This is a genomic window from Clavibacter sepedonicus (genome assembly GCF_000069225.1).
Classification (GTDB): Bacteria; Actinomycetota; Actinomycetes; order Actinomycetales; family Microbacteriaceae; genus Clavibacter; species Clavibacter sepedonicus.
The window spans coordinates 2,554,728-2,571,629 of record NC_010407.1 but is presented as its reverse complement, the minus strand read 5'-3'; the positions used below and the strand labels follow the sequence as shown (position 1 = coordinate 2,571,629).

Annotated in this window: 17 protein-coding genes; 7 read left to right on the top strand and 10 right to left on the bottom strand. The window is 71.9% G+C overall.

What is annotated here, in order from left to right:
* The first annotated feature begins 198 nt into the window (after positions 1–198).
* From CMS_RS11960 to CMS_RS11950, 3 genes are all read left to right on the top strand, one after another.
* A complete protein-coding gene (locus tag CMS_RS11960) occupies positions 199–1,188 on the top strand; it encodes a carbohydrate ABC transporter permease (RefSeq protein ID WP_012299697.1) in 990 nt (329 codons plus the stop codon).
* Complete coding sequence (locus tag CMS_RS11955; RefSeq protein WP_041464665.1) at positions 1,185–2,099, top strand: carbohydrate ABC transporter permease; 915 nt, start codon at positions 1,185–1,187, stop codon at positions 2,097–2,099. Before CMS_RS11960 ends, CMS_RS11955 begins: the two co-directional genes overlap by 4 nt.
* A 69-nt stretch (positions 2,100–2,168) precedes the next feature.
* Positions 2,169–3,548, top strand: coding sequence for an extracellular solute-binding protein (locus CMS_RS11950; protein ID WP_041464664.1), 1,380 nt, complete (start codon positions 2,169–2,171; stop codon positions 3,546–3,548).
* A gap of 23 nt (positions 3,549–3,571) precedes the next feature.
* Here the strand turns inward: CMS_RS11950 and trhA are convergent, their stop codons facing one another.
* A complete protein-coding gene (gene trhA / locus CMS_RS11945) occupies positions 3,572–4,327 on the bottom strand; it encodes a PAQR family membrane homeostasis protein TrhA (RefSeq protein WP_012299694.1) in 756 nt (251 codons plus the stop codon).
* Positions 4,328–4,408: 81 nt separating this feature from the next.
* Between trhA and CMS_RS11940 the strand changes: the two genes are divergently transcribed.
* Both CMS_RS11940 and CMS_RS11935 read left to right on the top strand, forming a co-directional pair.
* Positions 4,409–5,194: an isoprenyl transferase gene (locus CMS_RS11940; RefSeq protein WP_012299693.1), complete on the top strand. Its 786-nt coding sequence runs from the start codon at positions 4,409–4,411 to the stop codon at positions 5,192–5,194.
* Positions 5,195–5,418: 224 nt separating this feature from the next.
* A complete protein-coding gene (locus tag CMS_RS11935) occupies positions 5,419–6,765 on the top strand; it encodes a PhoH family protein (RefSeq protein WP_049792010.1) in 1,347 nt (448 codons plus the stop codon).
* A gap of 70 nt (positions 6,766–6,835) precedes the next feature.
* Here the strand turns inward: CMS_RS11935 and CMS_RS11930 are convergent, their stop codons facing one another.
* The 6 genes from CMS_RS11930 to xseA all read right to left on the bottom strand — a co-directional run bounded on the left by CMS_RS11930 (position 6,836) and on the right by xseA (position 11,580).
* The gene (locus tag CMS_RS11930) at positions 6,836–7,114 is read right to left on the bottom strand and encodes a hypothetical protein (protein ID WP_041464663.1); all 279 of its coding nucleotides are present in this window, start codon (positions 7,112–7,114) and stop codon (positions 6,836–6,838) included.
* Positions 7,115–7,123: 9 nt separating this feature from the next.
* Positions 7,124–8,551 carry a class II fumarate hydratase gene (locus CMS_RS11925; protein WP_012299691.1) on the bottom strand — a complete coding sequence of 476 codons (1,428 nt, stop codon included), beginning with the start codon at positions 8,549–8,551 and terminating at the stop codon, positions 7,124–7,126.
* An 84-nt stretch (positions 8,552–8,635) separates the two neighbouring features.
* A complete protein-coding gene (locus CMS_RS11920) occupies positions 8,636–9,298 on the bottom strand; it encodes a carbonic anhydrase (RefSeq protein WP_012299690.1) in 663 nt (220 codons plus the stop codon).
* Complete coding sequence (locus CMS_RS11915) at positions 9,295–10,008, bottom strand: DUF4245 domain-containing protein (protein ID WP_012299689.1); 714 nt, start codon at positions 10,006–10,008, stop codon at positions 9,295–9,297. The genes CMS_RS11920 and CMS_RS11915 overlap by 4 nt, the downstream gene beginning before the upstream one ends.
* 2 nt (positions 10,009–10,010) lie before the next feature.
* Positions 10,011–10,253 carry an exodeoxyribonuclease VII small subunit gene (locus CMS_RS11910; protein WP_012299688.1) on the bottom strand — a complete coding sequence of 81 codons (243 nt, stop codon included), beginning with the start codon at positions 10,251–10,253 and terminating at the stop codon, positions 10,011–10,013.
* 10 nt (positions 10,254–10,263) lie between these two features.
* Positions 10,264–11,580: an exodeoxyribonuclease VII large subunit gene (gene xseA, locus CMS_RS11905; protein ID WP_012299687.1), complete on the bottom strand. Its 1,317-nt coding sequence runs from the start codon at positions 11,578–11,580 to the stop codon at positions 10,264–10,266.
* 102 nt (positions 11,581–11,682) lie between these two features.
* Here xseA and CMS_RS11900 point away from each other — a divergent pair, with 102 nt between their 5' ends.
* A complete protein-coding gene (locus CMS_RS11900; protein ID WP_041465029.1) occupies positions 11,683–12,717 on the top strand; it encodes a 4-hydroxy-3-methylbut-2-enyl diphosphate reductase in 1,035 nt (344 codons plus the stop codon).
* A complete protein-coding gene (locus tag CMS_RS11895; RefSeq protein WP_012299685.1) occupies positions 12,714–13,565 on the top strand; it encodes a DUF6264 family protein in 852 nt (283 codons plus the stop codon). The genes CMS_RS11900 and CMS_RS11895 overlap by 4 nt, the downstream gene beginning before the upstream one ends.
* Before the next feature lie 77 nt (positions 13,566–13,642).
* Here CMS_RS11895 and fbaA read toward each other — a convergent pair whose 3' ends face one another.
* The 3 genes from fbaA to CMS_RS11880 all read right to left on the bottom strand — a co-directional run bounded on the left by fbaA (position 13,643) and on the right by CMS_RS11880 (position 16,871).
* A complete protein-coding gene (gene fbaA, locus CMS_RS11890) occupies positions 13,643–14,668 on the bottom strand; it encodes a class II fructose-bisphosphate aldolase (protein WP_012299684.1) in 1,026 nt (341 codons plus the stop codon).
* Positions 14,669–14,773: 105 nt separating this feature from the next.
* Positions 14,774–16,153: a DNA recombination protein RmuC gene (locus CMS_RS11885; RefSeq protein WP_012299683.1), complete on the bottom strand. Its 1,380-nt coding sequence runs from the start codon at positions 16,151–16,153 to the stop codon at positions 14,774–14,776.
* A gap of 88 nt (positions 16,154–16,241) precedes the next feature.
* Positions 16,242–16,871 carry a 3'-5' exonuclease gene (locus CMS_RS11880; protein ID WP_041464662.1) on the bottom strand — a complete coding sequence of 210 codons (630 nt, stop codon included), beginning with the start codon at positions 16,869–16,871 and terminating at the stop codon, positions 16,242–16,244.
* Positions 16,872–16,902: the final 31 nt, after the last annotated feature.

Genomic DNA, 16,902 nt, shown 5'->3' with positions numbered 1-16,902 from the left:
ACCGCCCGCGGCCACCCGTCGCAGCGGGCGACGAACCCGATCGCCCGCCGTCGTCCCCCGTCGGGGGGGGGGGGGATGCCGGCCGTCGCTCGTCTGCCCGCCCGCAATGCGCTGGTCGTCCGCGATTAACCATCCGTGCCTACGTTTGCGAGGCGCGGAGGGAACGTTCCCTCTCGTGAGCCGCATGAGGAGCCCGACATGACGCATGCCCCCGCGCCCACCCGGGTCGAACCGCCGCCCGGAGCGGCGTCGACGCCGGCCCTCCCGGCCTCCACGCGTGCGGACGCCGCTGCGCGTCCGCGCCGTCGCCGCCCGGGCCGACTGCGCGATGGCCTGCTGTTCCTCGCCTTCGTCGGCCCCAACGTGCTGCTGCTCGCGGTGTTCACGTACAAGCCGCTCCTCGAGTCCTTCTACTACTCGACGCTGCAGTGGAACATCGGCTCGTCGATCGCGCGCGAGGTCGGCCTCGCCAACTACGTCGCGTGGTTCCAGGACCCGCAGACGCCCACCGTCATCCGGGTCACGCTCATCTTCACCGGCGTCACGGTGGTCGGCTCGATGGCGCTGGGCCTCGGCGTCGCCGTGCTGCTGAACCGGCGGATCCGGCTGCGCGGCCCCGTGCGCACCATCATCGTCGCGCCGTACGTGCTCTCCGGCGTCGCGGTCGGCTTCCTCTGGCTCTACGTGTTCGACCCGAACTTCGGCCTGGTCTCCGCGGGGCTGCAGCTCATCGGGCTGCCGTCGCCGGACTGGTACAGCGACCCGGCCGCCGCCCTCGCGATGGTCACGACCGTGCAGGTGTGGCGCGACCTCGGCTACTGCGCGCTCATCTACCTCGCGGGCCTCCAGGCGGTGCCGAAGGACCTGCTCGACGCGGCGGCGCTCGACGGCGCCGGCCGCATCCGCACCTTCCTCCGCGTGGTGCTGCCGCTGCTCAGCCCGACCACGTTCTTCCTCAGCGTGACGACGCTGCTCAGCTCGCTGCAGACCTTCGACCTCATCAGCGCCATGACCAAGGGCGGCCCGCTGCAGGGCACGACCACGATGATGTACCAGATCTTCCACGAGGGCTTCGTGGCCGGACGGGCCGGCTACTCCTCGGCCGTCGCCACGATCCTCTTCCTCGTCCTGCTCGTCGTCACGCTCGTCCAGCTCGTCGTCGTCCAGCGGAAGGTGCACTACTCGTGACCACGACCATCGCCCGCCCCGAGCCCGCGGGGGTCCCCGCGGGGATCCGCCGTCCGCGCGGCAGCCGCCGTCGTCCGGACGTGTCCGGATCCACGCGCCCGCCCCTCGCCGGCACGTACCTCGCCCTCGCTCTCGCGGTCGTCGTCATGCTCCTGCCGCTCGTGTGGATGGTGCTCACGAGCTTCAAGGACTTCGGCGAGATCTACTCGCTGCCGCTGAAGATCCTGCCGTCGTCGTTCGCCCCGACGAACTACGCGACCGCGTCCGACACGGTCTCCTTCTCCACGCTCGCGACCAACAGCCTCGTGAAGACGATCGTCGGCTCGGGCCTCAAGGTGCTGCTCGGCCTCATGACCGCGTACGCGCTCGTCTTCATCCGCGTGCCGTTCACGAAGGTGTGGTTCGGCGTCGTGATCCTCGCGCTCCTCGTGCCGCAGCAGATCGTGATGATCCCGAACTACCAGGTCATCGCGGGCCTCGGCTGGATCAACACCTACCCCGGCCTCATCCTCCCCGGCGTCGCGAGCGCGTACGGCACGTTCCTCTTCCGCCAGCACTTCCTCACGCTGCCGGGCTCCGTGCTGGAGGCCGCCGCGATGGACGGCGTCGGGCACCTCCGCCGCCTGTGGTCGTTCGTGATCCCCATGTCGGGCCCCACGATCGCCGCCGTCGCGCTGGTCTCCATCGTCGGCGAGTGGAACGACTACCTCTGGCCGCTCCTCGTCACGACCGACCCGCGCATGATGACGCTGCCCGTCGGCCTCACCCTGCTCCAGGACACCACGGGCATCACCAACTGGGGCGTGCTCATGGCGGGCACCGTCATCGTCACGATCCCCGTGCTCGCGGTCTTCCTCGTCTTCCAGCGGCGCATCGTCGGCGGCCTCACCGCCGGCGCCGTGACCGGCTGACGCGCCTCCCCCTCTCGACACCCGTCCCTCCCTCCCGCTCGACCCGCATCCCCGAACCCCAGGAGAACCATGCCCATCGACCCCCGCTCGGCGTTCGGCGCCGCGGCCGACAGCTCCCTCCGCCGCCGCGACATGCTGAAGCTCGGCGCCGTCCTCGGCGGCACCGCGCTCCTCGCGGCCTGCTCCGGCCCGTCGGTCGGCGGCGACACGGCGGCCACCGCGGCCCCCGACACCGACTGGGACGGGATCCAGCCCGCCACCGACATCACCTGGTGGACCACGCACCCCGGCCAGACGTCCGACCTCGAGGCGCAGTTCGCGGCGGACTTCCTCGCGAAGACCGGCATCACCGTGAACGTGGTGACGGGCGGCGCGAGCTACGACGAGATCGCGCAGAAGCTGCAGGCCGCCGCGGGCACCGACAGCATGCCCGACATGGTGAACGCGAGCGACACGTGGTGGTTCCGCTACATGGTCAACAAGCAGTCGATCGCGATGGACGGCCTCATGTCGCACCTCGGCTTCGAGCTCGACGACTTCAACAAGGTGTTCCTCGACGACTACCTCTACAACGGTGCGCGGTACGCGGTGCCGTACGCCCGCTCGACGCCGATCTTCTACTACGACAAGTCGATCTGGCAGAAGGCCGGCCTCCCCGACCGCGCGCCCGACACCTGGGCCGAGCTCGAGGAGTGGGCGCCCACCATCATGAAGGCGACCGGCGGCACGCCCGCCGTCCGCCTGCCGCAGGGATCCATCGGCACCTGGGCGATGAGCAACGTCCTGTGGGGCCGCGGCGGCCAGTACTCCGACGGCTGGGACCTGAAGCTCGACCAGCCGGAGACGCTCGAGGCGGCCCGCTACGCGCGCGGCCTCGTCTTCGACTCGAAGATCGCGAACGTGGCGGCGGCCAGCGGCGACACCGCGGTCGACTTCGCGGGCGGCCTCGCACCCTGCACCATCGCCTCGGCGGGCGCGGTCGGCATCGTCACCGCGAGCGCCAAGTTCCCCATCGGCACGGGCGTCCTGCCGGGCGGACCGCAGGGCCGGTTCGTGCCCACGGGCGGCACGGGCCTCGCGGTGATCGGCAGCAAGACCAAGGAGCAGCAGCTCGCGGCGGCCATGTTCATCAAGCACGTCACGGAGGTCGACCAGCAGGTCGCCTTCGCCAAGAAGACGGGCTACGCTCCCGTGCGCACCTCGGCCGGCCAGTCGTCCGACCTCACGGGCTTCTGGGCCTCGAACCCGGCGTTCCGCACCGTGTACGACAGCCTCGAGCACGTGCGCTCGCAGGACTGGGCGCGCACGCTGATCCCCAACGGCGACACGTACCTGCAGCAGCCGTGGTCGCAGATCCTCACGCAGGATGCGGACCCAGCGGCAGTTTTCCCCGCCGCCGCGACGCAGCTCACGAGCGCCTACACGGAGAACGTGCAGCCCTACCTGTAGCGGGCGCCGACGCACCCGCCCGGTCAGACGACGGGCGGGTGCGTCGCCACCAGGAAGATGCCCGTCCAGTGGCAGAGGAACGCCACCAGGGTGAACGCGTGGAAGATCTCGTGGAAGCCGAAGCGGCCGGGCCAGGGGTTCGGCCGCTTCAGCGCGTACGCCACCGCGCCCACCGTGTAGGCGAGGCCGCCCGCGAGGATGAGCGTCATCATCGCCGCGTCGGCCCGGAAGAAGTCGACGATGAACACGAGCGACGCGTAGCCGAGCACGAGGTAGAGCAGCACGTAGAGCCAGCGCGGGGCGTGGATCCAGAGCACGCGGAAGAGCACGCCGAGCGCGGCGCCCGACCACACCAGCCAGAGCAGCAGCACCGACTTCCCGTGCGGCAGCGCGAGCACGGTGATGGGCGTGTACGAGCCCGCGATGAGCAGGAAGATGTTGGCGTGGTCCATCCGCTTGAGGAGGATCCTCGCCCGCGGCGACCAGTCGAAACGGTGGTAGACGGCCGAGACGCCGAACAGCAGCAGCGACGACGCCACGAACACGGCGCACGCGATCTTCGCCGCGGCCCCCTCTGCGGCCGCGATGAGCACGATCCCGAGCACGAGCGCCACCGGGGTCATGCCCGCGTGCAGCCAGCCGCGCCAGGTGGGCTTGGGCTCCGGGCCGACGTCCTGCGCGTCCTCGACGAGCGGGAGGTGCGGGACGTGCGCCTCGTCCTCGGGCGTCTCGCCCTCCGGCCTGCCGAGCGGTCCGGGGGAGGAGGCGTCGCGCGTCATCCTGCGAGTGTAGGACAGCTCGGGGGACGTCAGCCGGGCGGGCGATCCGGGCTCACGGGCGCGTGGGATAGCGTTGCCTGCGTGCGAGAGAAGCCGATCCGACCGTGGCGCGGTCTGCTTTACCGGGCGTACCAGAAGCGCATCCGCCGCGGCCTCGACCGGAACGCGCTGCCGCACCACATCGCGATGATCCTCGACGGCAACCGCCGCTGGGCCCGCCAGCTCGGGCTCGAGTCCGCGGCCCACGGGCACCGCGCGGGAGCGGCCAAGTTCCTCGAGTTCCTCGAGTGGTGCGACGACCTCGACATCAAGGTCACCACCCTCTACCTGCTCTCCACCGACAACCTGACGGGCCGTGGCAGCGCCGAGCTCACCGCGCTCATCGACATCATCGGGGAGCTCGCGGAGGACCTTTCCAAGCACCGCGACTGGCGCGTCAAGCACGTCGGATCCGACGAGGGCCTGCCGCCGGAGCTCATCGCCCGGCTCGACGCCTCCGAGGAGCGCTCCCAGGGCAACGGGGGCCTCCACATCAACCTGGCCGTGGGCTACGGCGGGCGCACCGAGATCGCCGACGCCATGCGCAGCATCGTGCAGCAGCACCACCTGGCCGGCGGCACGCTGGAGGATCTCGCGGCGCTCCTCACGCCCGACCTCATCGGCGAGCACCTGTACACGAGCGGGCAGCCGGATCCCGACCTCGTGATCCGCACCTCGGGCGAGCAGCGCATCAGCGACTTCATGCTGTGGCAGTCGGCGCACAGCGAGCTCTACTTCATGGAGGCGCTGGGCCCGGACCTCCGCGAGGTCGACTTCCTCCGCGCCCTCCGCGACTACTCCTCGCGCCAGCGCCGCTTCGGCTCCTGACGGCTCCTCCGACGCCGCCCGGCGCGCGCGGAGGAAGAGTTAATGTCCGCGACACATCCGGACCCGCGTCGCTCTGGTCACGGCGACGGTGGGCGACGTAGGTTCGCACTCATCGGGCATGGCGCCCGATCGAGAGGGCCGCAGGATCTCTTCTCGCCACCGTGGCCCGATCGCCGTCAGGATCCGAGCGCGACCGCTCGGGGATGGAGTGGCCCGTGGCCCCGATGGACAGCCAGAGCAGCACCGCACGACGCGCGAGCCGGGGGGAGGAGACGCCGCAGGCCGAGCGCACGTACGTGCTCGACACCTCCGTCCTCCTGTCCGACCCGCGTGCGCTCTTCCGCTTCGCCGAGCACGCGGTGGTGATCCCGGTCATCGTCATCACGGAGCTCGAGTCGAAGCGGAACGACCCGGAGATCGGCTACTTCGCGCGCCAGGCCCTCCGCCTCCTCGACCAGCTCCGCGAGGAGCACGAGCGGCTCGACTTCCCCATCGAGGTGGGCGAGGCCGGCGGCACGCTGCGCGTGGAGCTCAACCACTCCAGCATGGCCGCGCTCCCGAACGGCCTGCAGCTCGGCGACAACGACTCGCGGATCCTCGCGGTCGCGCTCAACCTGTCGACCGAGGGCCTCGCGGTCACGGTCGTCTCGAAGGACATGCCGCTGCGCGTGAAGGCCGCCTCCATCGGGCTCATGGCCGAGGAGTACCGCGCCGAGCTCGCCGTGGACAGCGGCTGGACCGGCATGGCCGACGTCACGCTCTCCAGCGAGCAGATGGCCGACCTCTACGACGGCGAGACGCTGCAGACGCGCGTCGTGCAGGACCTGCCCGTGAACACCGGCGTCGTGCTGCACTCCGACCGCGGATCCGCCCTCGGCCGCGTCGTCCGCCGCGGCACGGTCAACCTGGTCCGCGGCGACCGCGAGGTGTTCGGCCTCAAGGGCCGCTCGGCCGAGCAGCGGCTCGCGATCGACCTCCTGCTCGACCGCGAGGTGGGAATCGTGTCCCTCGGCGGCAGCGCCGGCACCGGCAAGTCGGCGCTCGCCCTGTGCGCCGCGCTCGAGGCGGTGCTGGAGAAGCAGCAGCACCGCAAGATCATGGTGTTCCGGCCGCTGTACGCGGTCGGCGGACAGGAGCTCGGCTACCTGCCGGGCGACGCCGCCGAGAAGATGAACCCGTGGGCGCAGGCCGTGTTCGACACCCTCGGGTCGGTCGTCTCGCAGAACGTCATGGACGAGGTGGTGGAGCGCGGGATCCTCGAGGTGCTGCCGCTCACCCACATCCGCGGGCGCTCGCTGCACGACGCGTTCGTGATCGTCGACGAGGCGCAGTCGCTCGAGCGCAACGTGCTGCTCACGGTGCTCAGCCGCATCGGCCAGAACTCGCGCGTGGTGCTCACGCACGACGTCGCGCAGCGCGACAACCTCCGCGTCGGGCGGCACGACGGCGTCGCGAGCGTCATCGAGACGCTCAAGGGCCACGAGCTGTTCGGGCACATCACGCTCACCCGCTCGGAGCGGAGCGCCATCGCGGCGCTCGTCACGGGGCTGCTCGACGGCGACCCCGTGTGATCCACCCGCTCCGCGCATGACGACGGGCGCCGGTCCCCGAGGGGAGCGGCGCCCGTCGGCGTCGGTGCGGCTAGCGGTCGAGTCGGGCGAGGATCCGCCGACGTCGGCGGTGCAGCCGCCACCAGCTGAGCGAGTGGCGCACCTGGATCCTCCCGAGCTCCGCGAGACCGGGGAGGTCCGCGTCGGCCAGCCGTGCTTCGACGGATGCCCTGTCGTCGCGGTCGGACGTCTCGATGATCGCGTGGGCACGCGTCACCCGATCTGATGACAGCGGGTGGGCGGCTATGGCGGCATCGACAGCGACGAGGCCGGCGTGCGGGGTGCGGGAGGATCCGGGCTCGGCGGTCATGCGCTGCCCCTAGAGGCCGGGCGCCGTCATCCGCAGCACGTCGAGGCCCGCATCGAGCTGGTCCTCGGTGATCTCGCCGCGCTCGACGTAGCCGAGGTCGACGACGGCCTCGCGCACCGTCATCTTCTGGGCGACCGAGTGCTTCGCGATCTTCGCCGCGGCCTCGTAGCCGATGATGCGGTTGAGCGGCGTGACGATCGACGGCGACGACTCCGCGAGCGCCCGCGCGTGCTCCTCGTTGACGCGCAGGCCGTCGACGGTCCTGTTGGCGAGCAGGCGCGTGGAGGAGGCGAGGATGCGGATCGACTCGAGCATCGACGAGCCCATGACGGGGATCGCGACGTTGAGCTCGAAGAGGCCGGAGGCGCCCGCCCACGCGACGGTGGCGTCGTTGCCGATGACGCGCGCGCAGACCATGAGCACGGCCTCGGGGATCACCGGGTTGACCTTGCCGGGCATGATCGAGGACCCGGGCTGGAGGTCGGGGATGTGCAGCTCGCCGAGGCCCGTGTTCGGGCCCGACCCCATCCAGCGGATGTCGTTGCAGATCTTGGTGAGGCTCACCGCGAGCGTGCGTAGGGCGCCGGACGCGTCGACGAGGCCGTCGCGCGCACCCTGCGCCTCGAAGTGGTCGAGCGCCTCGGTGATGGGCAGGCCGGTGTCGTCCGCGAGCACGCGGATCACCTTCTGCGGGAAGCCGAGCGGCGTGTTGATGCCGGTGCCCGTGGCGGTGCCGCCGAGCGGGACCTCCGCGACGCGGGGGAGCGCGGTGCGCACGCGCTCGATGCCGAGGCGGATCTGGCGCGCGTAGCCCGCGAACTCCTGGCCGAACGTGACGGGCGTCGCGTCCATGAGGTGCGTGCGGCCCGCCTTGACGAGCCCCTTCCACGCGCCGGCCTTGGCCTCGAGTACCTCCGCGAGGTGCTCGAGCGCGGGGATCAGCTCGGCGAGGAGCGCGCCCGTGACGGCCACGTGCACCGAGGTCGGAAAGACGTCGTTCGACGACTGCGACGCGTTGACGTGGTCGTTCGGGTGCACGGGCTTCCCGAGCGACGCGGTCGCGAGGGCCGCGAGGACCTCGTTCATGTTCATGTTCGAGCTCGTGCCGGAGCCCGTCTGGTACACGTCGATCGGGAAGTGCTCGTGGTGGGATCCGCCGGCCACCTCGTCGGCGGCCGACACGATGGCGGCCGACACGTCGGCGTCGATGATGCCCATCTCGCCGTTCACGATCGCCGCGGCGCGCTTGATGCGGGCGAGCGCCTGGATCTGCGCGGGCTCGAGGCCGCGGCCGGAGATGGGGAAGTTCTCGACGGCGCGCTGCGTCTGGGCCGCGTACAGCGCATCCCGGGGGACCCGCACCTCGCCCATCGTGTCGTGCTCGATGCGGAACTCGTCCGCTGAGCTGCTGTCTGATCCGGGGGAAGTGTCGACCACGCTGTTTCTCTCTCCTTCGGGACGGGTGATGCGCCCACGGCCTCGTGGGCCCTGGGAGTGTGCGGGTCAGCGCGGACGGCCCCTCTAGCGAGGGATGTCGCCCACGATGACGTCGGGCACCGCGGTGCCCTCGAGGAGCTTGTAGTTGGCGCCGACGATGGCCAGGCTACCGGCCGCCACCCGGTCGGAGATCATCTCGGACGCCTCCAGCATGCGGGTCACGGTGCCGCGCAGGTGCTGGCGTCCGACCTCGCCCGCGTCGACCTCGCTGGGCACGACATGGTCGCCCGCGACGCGGTGCACGGCGGGCGCGATGGGTGCGATGAGCTTCGCGATGTGCGGCGGCAGCGCCTCGGCACCGGGTGCCGCGCTCTCGATCGCGGCGCGCACGGCACCGCACTCGTCGTGCCCGAGCACCACGATCAGCGGCACGCCCAGCACGGCGACGGCGTACTCGAGGCTGCCGAGCACGGAGTCCGAGATGATCTGGCCCGCGTTGCGGATCACGAAGAGGTCGCCGAGGCCCTTGTCGAAGATGATCTCGGCCGCGAGCCGCGAGTCGCTGCAGCCGAAGAGCGCGGCCACCGGGCGCTGCACGTGGGCGAGCGCGGCGCGGCGCTCCACGTCCTGGCGCGGGTGCTCGGGGGTGCCGGCGACGAAGCGCGCGTTGCCCTCCACCATCTCCGCCCACACCGCGGCGGGTGCCTGCACGGCGTCGTCCTGCGCGGTCTCGACCTGATCCGTCATCCCTCGTTCCCCTCTTCCGGTGCGGTGGTGCTGGTGGTGCCGTCGGCGGGCGACGGCGACGGCGTCGCGCCCGCCGGGGCGGTGCGCGCGGCGGCGACCGCGTCGATCGCGGTGCGGAGCTCGTTCGCGTCGGCCGTGCCGTAGATCGCGTAGGTGCTGTCGCCGTCGACGGCGCTCGCCGCGAGGACGACGTTGCCCGGCTCGTCCGCCTGCGAGTTGTCGTACAGCGTCCAGTCGAGGCCGCCGATCTCCTCCGAGCTCACCTCGGGCGCGGACTGCAGCGTCTCGTCGAGCCAGGTGGCGTTCGCGTCGATGCCCTGCGAGATCCCGATGTAGCGGTTGCTCGGCGTGATGAGGCCGATGTACCAGACGGCCACGCCGTCACGGCCGGCCGGGCGGATCTCGGCGTCGTTGCTCTTCCAGGCCGTCGGCAGGTCGGGCACCACGAGCGTCTGCGGGAACCCGCCCTGCGCCTCGGCGGCCGCGGCGCCGTAGTCGACGTCGGGGAGGATCGTGGTGTTCGAGCGGGGGACGAGCGCGACGATCACCGCGACGGTCGCGACCGTGACGATGAGCGAGTAGAGCAGGTTGCGGAACGTCTGCTTGGCGCGGTGGCGGCGGGAGTCGGCGGCCTTGCGGGCGGCGGTCTCCTCGGGCGTCTCCGGTCGGCCGAGCTCGGCGACGACGTTCGGGGTGCGGTCCTTCGCCACGGTCAGCCGGCGTCTGGCGCGGTGGTGCGGGCCGCGTCGAGCCGCGCCTTGGCGCCGAGCAGCCACTCCTCGCAGCGGGCCGCGAGGGCCTCGCCGCGCTCCCACAGGGCGATCGACTCCTCGAGCGTGGATGCGCCCTGCTCGAGGTCGTTGACGACGCGCACCAGGGCGTCGCGCGCCTCCTCGTAGCTGAGCTCGGAGACGTCGGGCAGGCGTGCGCCGGTGTCGGCGGGGCTGGTGGGCATGGGGGAGATCCTAGCTTTCGGGGCCGGACGCGGGCCGGGCGTCCGGGGCGGGGGAGGCGGGCAGCCGCGCGGCCGACGACGGGATGTCGTCGGTGGGGCCGGTGGAGGTCGCGCCGAGCGCGCCGGCGGCGAGCCGCAGCACGAGGCCGGTGCCGTCGGGCGCGTCCGCGGGGGCGCGGAGGGCGGATCCGTCGGCCGTCTGCACGATCGCGTAGCCGCGGTCGAGCACGTGCTGCGGCGAGAGCGTGCGCAGCTGCCGTGAGAGCTCGCTCGTCTGCTGCATCCCGCGCTCGACGACCCGGCCGGCGAGCTCCGCGGAGCGCGCGATGTAGCGGCCGAGCTCCTCGGCGCGCGAGTCGACGATCCACGAGGTGCTCGCGAGCACGGGCCGGGACCGCAGCTGCTCGATGCGGTCGATCTCGCCGCGCACCTGGCTGGTCAGCCGCATGCCGATGCGGGCGCGGGCCTGCTGCACGCGCGACAGCTCCTCGGACACGTCCGGCACGACGCGCTTCGCGGCGTCGGTGGGGGTGGATGCGCGGAGGTCGGCCACGTCGTCGAGCAGCGGCCGGTCGGCCTCGTGCCCGATCGCGCTGACGAGCGGCGTGCGGCACGCGGCCGCCGTGCGCACCAGCTTCTCGTCGCTGAAGACGAGGAGGTTTTGGAAGTCGCCGCCGCCGCGCGCGATGACGATGACGTCGACCTCGGGATCCTCGTCGAGCACCCCGATGGCCCGCGTGACCTCGCCCGCGGCCCGGTCGCCCTGCACCGCGGTGTGCACGACGCGGAACCTGACGCTCGGCCAGTGCAGCTGCGCGTTCCGCAGCACGTCCTTCTCGGCGTCCGAGTCCTTGCCCGTGATGAGGCCAATGCAGCCGGGGAGGAACGGCAGGCGGCGCTTGCGGTCGGCGTCGAACAGGCCCTCGGCGCGCAGCGTCTGGCGCAGCCGCTCGAGCCGCTCGAGCAGATCGCCGAGGCCGACGTGGCGCATCTCGAGCACCTGCATCGTGAGCGTGCCGCCCTTGACCCAGTAGTTCGGCTTCACGAGCGCGACGACGCGGGCGCCCTGGCCGAGGTCGGCCGGGATCTTCGCGCGCACGGACGACCACACGGTGAAGCTGATGGTGGCGTCGACGTCGAGGTCCTTGAGCTTCCCGTAGACGTTGCCGCCGGATCCGCCCCACTGGGTGATCTCGCCCTCGACCCAGGCGGTGCCGAGCCGGTCGATCCAGCCCTTGATCTTGCCCGACAGCACCGAGACGGGCCACGGCGCGTCAACCGTCGGGGCATCCGCCGCGGGCATGGACACGGTGCGCGTCTCGCTCATGGCTCCCCCACTCGTCGCCCAGCACGGGCGCTTAGACTCGGGACTGTGACTACAGCGACCACTGACCAGCGACTCGTGGGAGCACCCGTCGTCAGCCTGTCGATGCCGCGGATGCCCGGCGTCCGCAACAGGCTCAAGGATAACCCGGTGGCAGGACCCAAGAAGGTCCTGCTCGCCGCTCCGCGCGGGTACTGCGCCGGCGTCGACCGTGCCGTCGTGGCCGTCGAGAAGGCGCTCGAGCGCTACGGCGCCCCCGTCTACGTGCGGAAGCAGATCGTCCACAACGTGCACGTCGTCTCGACGCTCGAGCGCATGGGCGCGATCTTCGTGGAGGAGGTCGACGAGGTGCCCGAGGGCGCCCACGTCGTCTTCAGCGCGCACGGCGTCTCGCCGGCCGTCGTGCAGGGCGCGGCCGACCGCGGGCTCCAGGCCATCGACGCGACCTGCCCGCTCGTCACGAAGGTCCACCGCGAGGCCGTGCGCTTCGCCAAGGCGGACATGCAGATCCTCCTCATCGGCCACGAGGGGCACGAGGAGGTCGAGGGCACGGCGGGCGAGGCGCCCGAGCAGACCATCGTCGTCAACTCCCCGGAGCACGCCGACGTCATCGAGGTCAAGGACCCCGACAACCTCGTCTGGCTCTCGCAGACCACGCTCTCGGTCGACGAGACGATGGAGACGGTCCGCCGCCTCCGCGCCCGCTTCCCGAACCTGCAGGACCCGCCGAGCGACGACATCTGCTACGCCACGCAGAACCGCCAGGTCGCCATCAAGAAGGTCGCGGTCGACGCCGACCTGGTGATCGTCATCGGATCCGCGAACAGCTCCAACTCCGTCCGCCTCGTCGAGGTCGCGCTCGAGTACGGCGCCAAGGCGTCCTACCGGGTCGACTACGCGTCCGAGGTCAAGCAGGAGTGGCTCGACGGCGTGAACACCGTCGGCGTCACGAGCGGCGCGTCCGTGCCCGAGGTGCTGGTGCAGGAGCTGCTCGACGACCTGGCCGACGCCGGCTACGGAGACGTCACCGCGGTCGTCACCGCCGAGGAGGACCTCGTCTTCTCGCTCCCCAAGGAGCTGCGCAAGGACCAGTCCGGCAACACGGATTCCCGCGCCATCGGCGGGCGCACCCGCGCGTGAGCGACGACGACGGCACGCGCCGTCCCGGTCGGCCCGCGCCGCGCTACGGCGAGTACGCGTCGCCGTCGTCGGCCGACGCCGGCGGGTCGTCGGAGCTGTCCGAGGCGGATGCACGGATCGTCGCCGAGGCCGCCGAGTACCGCCGCGCGCAGGCCGCGCGCGACGCCCCGGCGTCCGCCGGCCGCGGCGGGAAGAAGGGCGGCAAGGCGTCCGCGCCGCAGACCCTCGCCGAGCAGATGGCCGAGGAGCGCAAGGCGGCGCGTGAGCGCCAGCAGGCGGAACGCCGCGATGCCGAGAAGGCCGCGGCGGACGCCCGTCGCGTCGCGGAAAAGAGCGCGGCCGCCGAGCGCCGAGGCGCGCGCCGCTCGCCTGGCTCCGCGCCGGCGTCGGATCCCACATCCGCCGCCGGGAGCGGCGCCACCCCGGGCACCCGCCCGGAGCGCCCCGACTACCTCGCAGGACAGGAGCCGCGCCGCGCGCCCCGGCGCTTCGACGCGGCCATCACGGTGGGCCTGCTCGCCGCGGGCCTCGTGAACGTCGTCGGCAGCATCGGCGCGAACGCGGATCCGTCGCGGGCCATCAACCAGTCGTACGCGCTGTTCGGAGGCGGCACCTACGAGGTCACGCCGCAGACCTCCGTCATCGGCATCGCGGTGAACGTCGTCAACATCGTCGTGTTCGTGCTCGCCGCGTGGATCGCGCTGGAGCTCGTGAAGCGCAAGCGCCTGGCGTTCTGGGTGCCGATCGCGGGCGCGGTCGTCGCGACCGTGATCACCAGCGTGCTCGTGCTGACGCTGATCCTCGCGGATCCGGCGTTCCAGCAGATCATGGCAAACCGCGGGCCATGACGCGCGGCATCTGACGCACGACGGCGGGGCCGGTCCTGGTGGACCGGCCCCGCCGTCGTTGGCCTTGCTGCCGCGGGCTAGCTCTGCGACTTGCCGTGCGAGCCGAGCTGGCGCGTGGCCTCGAGGACGCGGGCGGCCATGGCCGACTCCGCCGTCTTGCCCCAGGCGCGGGGGTCGTACGTCTTCTTGTCGCCGACCTCGCCGTGGACCTTGAGGAAGCCGTCGTAGTTGCGGAGCACCGAGTCGGCGATGGAGCGGCTGAACGCGTACTGCGTGTCGGTGTCGATGTTCATCTTCACGACGCCGTTGCGCACGGCCTCCGCGATCTCGTCGTCGGAGGAGCCGGATCCGCCGTGGAAGACGAGGTCGAACGGCTTCTCGCCCGTGCCGTACTTCGACTGGATGCCGTCCTGGATCTCCTTGAGGAGCGCCGGGCGCAGCTGCACGCCGCCGGGCTTGTAGACGCCGTGCACGTTGCCGAAGGTGAGGGCAGCCATGTAGCGGCCCTTGTCGCCGAGGCCGAGGGCCTCGACGGTGGAGATCGCGTCCTCGAGCGTCGTGTAGAGGTGCGAGCCGGTGTCGTGGCTGACCCCGTCCTCCTCGCCGCCGACGACGCCGATCTCGACCTCGAGGATCGCGTTGATCGCCTTCATGCGGGGGAGCAGGTCCGTCGCGAGTCCCAAGTTCTCGTTCAGCGGGATGGCCGAGCCGTCCCACATGTGCGACTGGAAGATGGGGTTGCGGCCCGCGCGGACCTCCTCCTCGCTGGCCTCGATCATGGGGAGGACGAAGCCGTCGAGGGCGTCCTTCGGGCAGTGGTCGGTGTGCAGCGCGACGGTGATGGGGTAGTTCTTGGCGACCTCGGTGGCGAAGCGCGCGAACGCGAGGGCGCCGGCGGCGCGGTTCTTGACGGTGTGGCCGGAGAAGTAGTCGGCGCCGCCCGTGGTGACCTGGATGATGCCGTCGGATCCGGCGTCGGTGAGCCCCTGGAGGACCGCGTTGATCGTCTGCGACGACGAGACGTTGACCGCCGGGTAGGCGAATCCGCCGGCCTTGGCGCGATCCAGCATCTCGGCGTACTGCTCGGGGGTTGCTACGGGCATGGTGCATCTCCTTCGGCGGATCCACGGCGACGCCGTGCGGCTGTCGCGGGATCCTGATCGGCCGGCGGATGGAGTCGTGCGGCCGGGCCCCGCGTGCTCGCCACTCTACCCAGCGGGGCTCTCCGCGACCGGGGACCGCCGGCTCGTGAACTCGTCGGCCGAGAGCTCGCGGGTGGTCGCCTCGAGCGGCTCGAGCGTGCCGATGACCTTGGACTCGTCGAGCCGGCTGAGGCGGCGGGCGGTGGGGAGGACCTGGCGCTCCAGGGATCCGACGACGCGGTTGTAGTCGCCGACCGCGCCCGTGAGCGAGCGGCCGAGCTTCGCGATGTGCTCGCCGCTCGTGGCGAGGCGCGCGTGCAGCTCGCGGCTGAGGTCGAAGAGCTGCTTGGCGTCCTCCGTGAGCACCTCCTGCTGCCAGCTGAACGCGACGGTCTTGAGCACCGACCACAGTGTGACGGGGGAGGAGAGCGCGACCCGGCGGGAGAACGCGAACTCCATGATGCTCGGGTCCGCCTCCAGCGCGGACGACACCAGCGACTCGCTCGGGATGAACGCGATGACCATCTCCGGGCTCGCGTCGAGCCCCTCCCAGTAGGCACGGCTGCCGAGAGCGGTGATGTGGTCGCGCACGGCCTGCACGTGCTGCTTCATGAGCGCGTCGCGGCGGGCGCCCTCGGGCCCGGTCGCGGAGGCCGGGATGGCGCTCGCCTCGAGGTACGCGGTGAACGGCGCCTTCGCATCCACCGCGATGTTCTTGCCGCCGGGCAGGTGCACGACCATGTCGGGCCGGCCGATGCCCTGGGCCGTGGAGACGGAGGTCTGCACGTCGAAGTCGACCCGGTGGATGAGGCCCGCCGCCTCGACGACGCTCCGCAGCTGCGTCTCGCCCCACACGCCGCGCGTGCTGTTGGAGCGGAGCGCGGACGCGAGCGTCTCGGCCGTGGCGCGCAGCCGCTCCTCCGCCTCGGTGGCGCTCCGCAGCTGCTCGCTCAGCTCGCCGTGCTGCTGGCGGCGCTGCTCCTCCAGCTCGTGCACCTTCGCCTGCACCTGCTTGAGGCTCTCGGCGACGGGGCTGAGCGCGGTGAGCACGCGGCCGTCCTCCTCGGTGCGGGCGACCTCGGCGCGCTGGATCTCGCGCAGCCGGGTCTGCAGCTCCGCGATGCGGTCCTCCTGCTGGCCGATCTGCTCACGGAGGTGGGACTCCTGCGCGTCGAGCCGCTCGCGGTGCAGCGCGTCCTGGGTCTGGGCGCGCTCGGCGAACTGCGCGGTGGTCTGGGCGACCTGCTCCTCGGCGAGCCGCTCCGTGCGATCCAACTGCTCGCGGAGCGCCGTGACCGTGGCCTCCGCGGCGGCCAGCCGTGCGGCCTCGCCGGCGCGACCCGGTGCATCCACCCCCGAGCGGGCGCGCGACACGGCGAGACCGACCACCGCGCCCACGGCCAGGCCGATGATGAGGCCGACGAGCAGGGCGATGACGGGATCCATGCGTGCAGTGTGCCAGCGGCCCCCGACACGGCAGGGACCTCGGGCGCGCGCCCGAGGGACGGATGCGGCGGGCTGCGCCTGGGGAGGATCAGGCCCAGTCGATGGGCGGCGTCGCGGCGGCGGACGCCTGCGTGACGGTCTGCATGCGCGGCGCGCCGATGCGGCCCATGCCGACACCCGATGCCTCGGCGAGGTCGGCCAGAGACGCGGCGCCGTGCCGGTCGGCCGCGTGCACGACGATCGCGGCGCACGCCCGCGCGTCGGCCAGCGCCTCGTGGTGCGAGAAGTCCTCGAAGCCGGCGGCCCGGGCGGCGACCGGCAGCCGGTACGAGTCGAGCGTGTACGTGCGGCGCGCGACCTGGAGGCTGCAGAGGTAGGAGTACGGCGGCGCGATGAGCGCGGTCGCCTTGCACGCGCCCTGGATCACGCCCATGTCGAAGCGCGCATTGTGGGCCACGAGGTGGTCGTCGCCCGCGAAGGCCATGAGGCGCGGCAGCTGATCGGCCCAGCCGTCGGCGTCGGCCACGTCGTCCTCGACGATGCCGTGGATCCGGGTGTTCCAGACCGAGAAGGAGTCGTGCCCCGCGGGCGGCCGGATGAGCCAGGACGCGGTGTCGACCACGACGCCGTCCCGGACCTTCACGAGACCCACCGAGCACGCGCTCGCCGACGAGTTGTTGGCGGTCTCGAAGTCGATCGCGGTGAAGTCCAACGGCATGGGCTCGAGTCTTCCACGCACGCCCGACGCC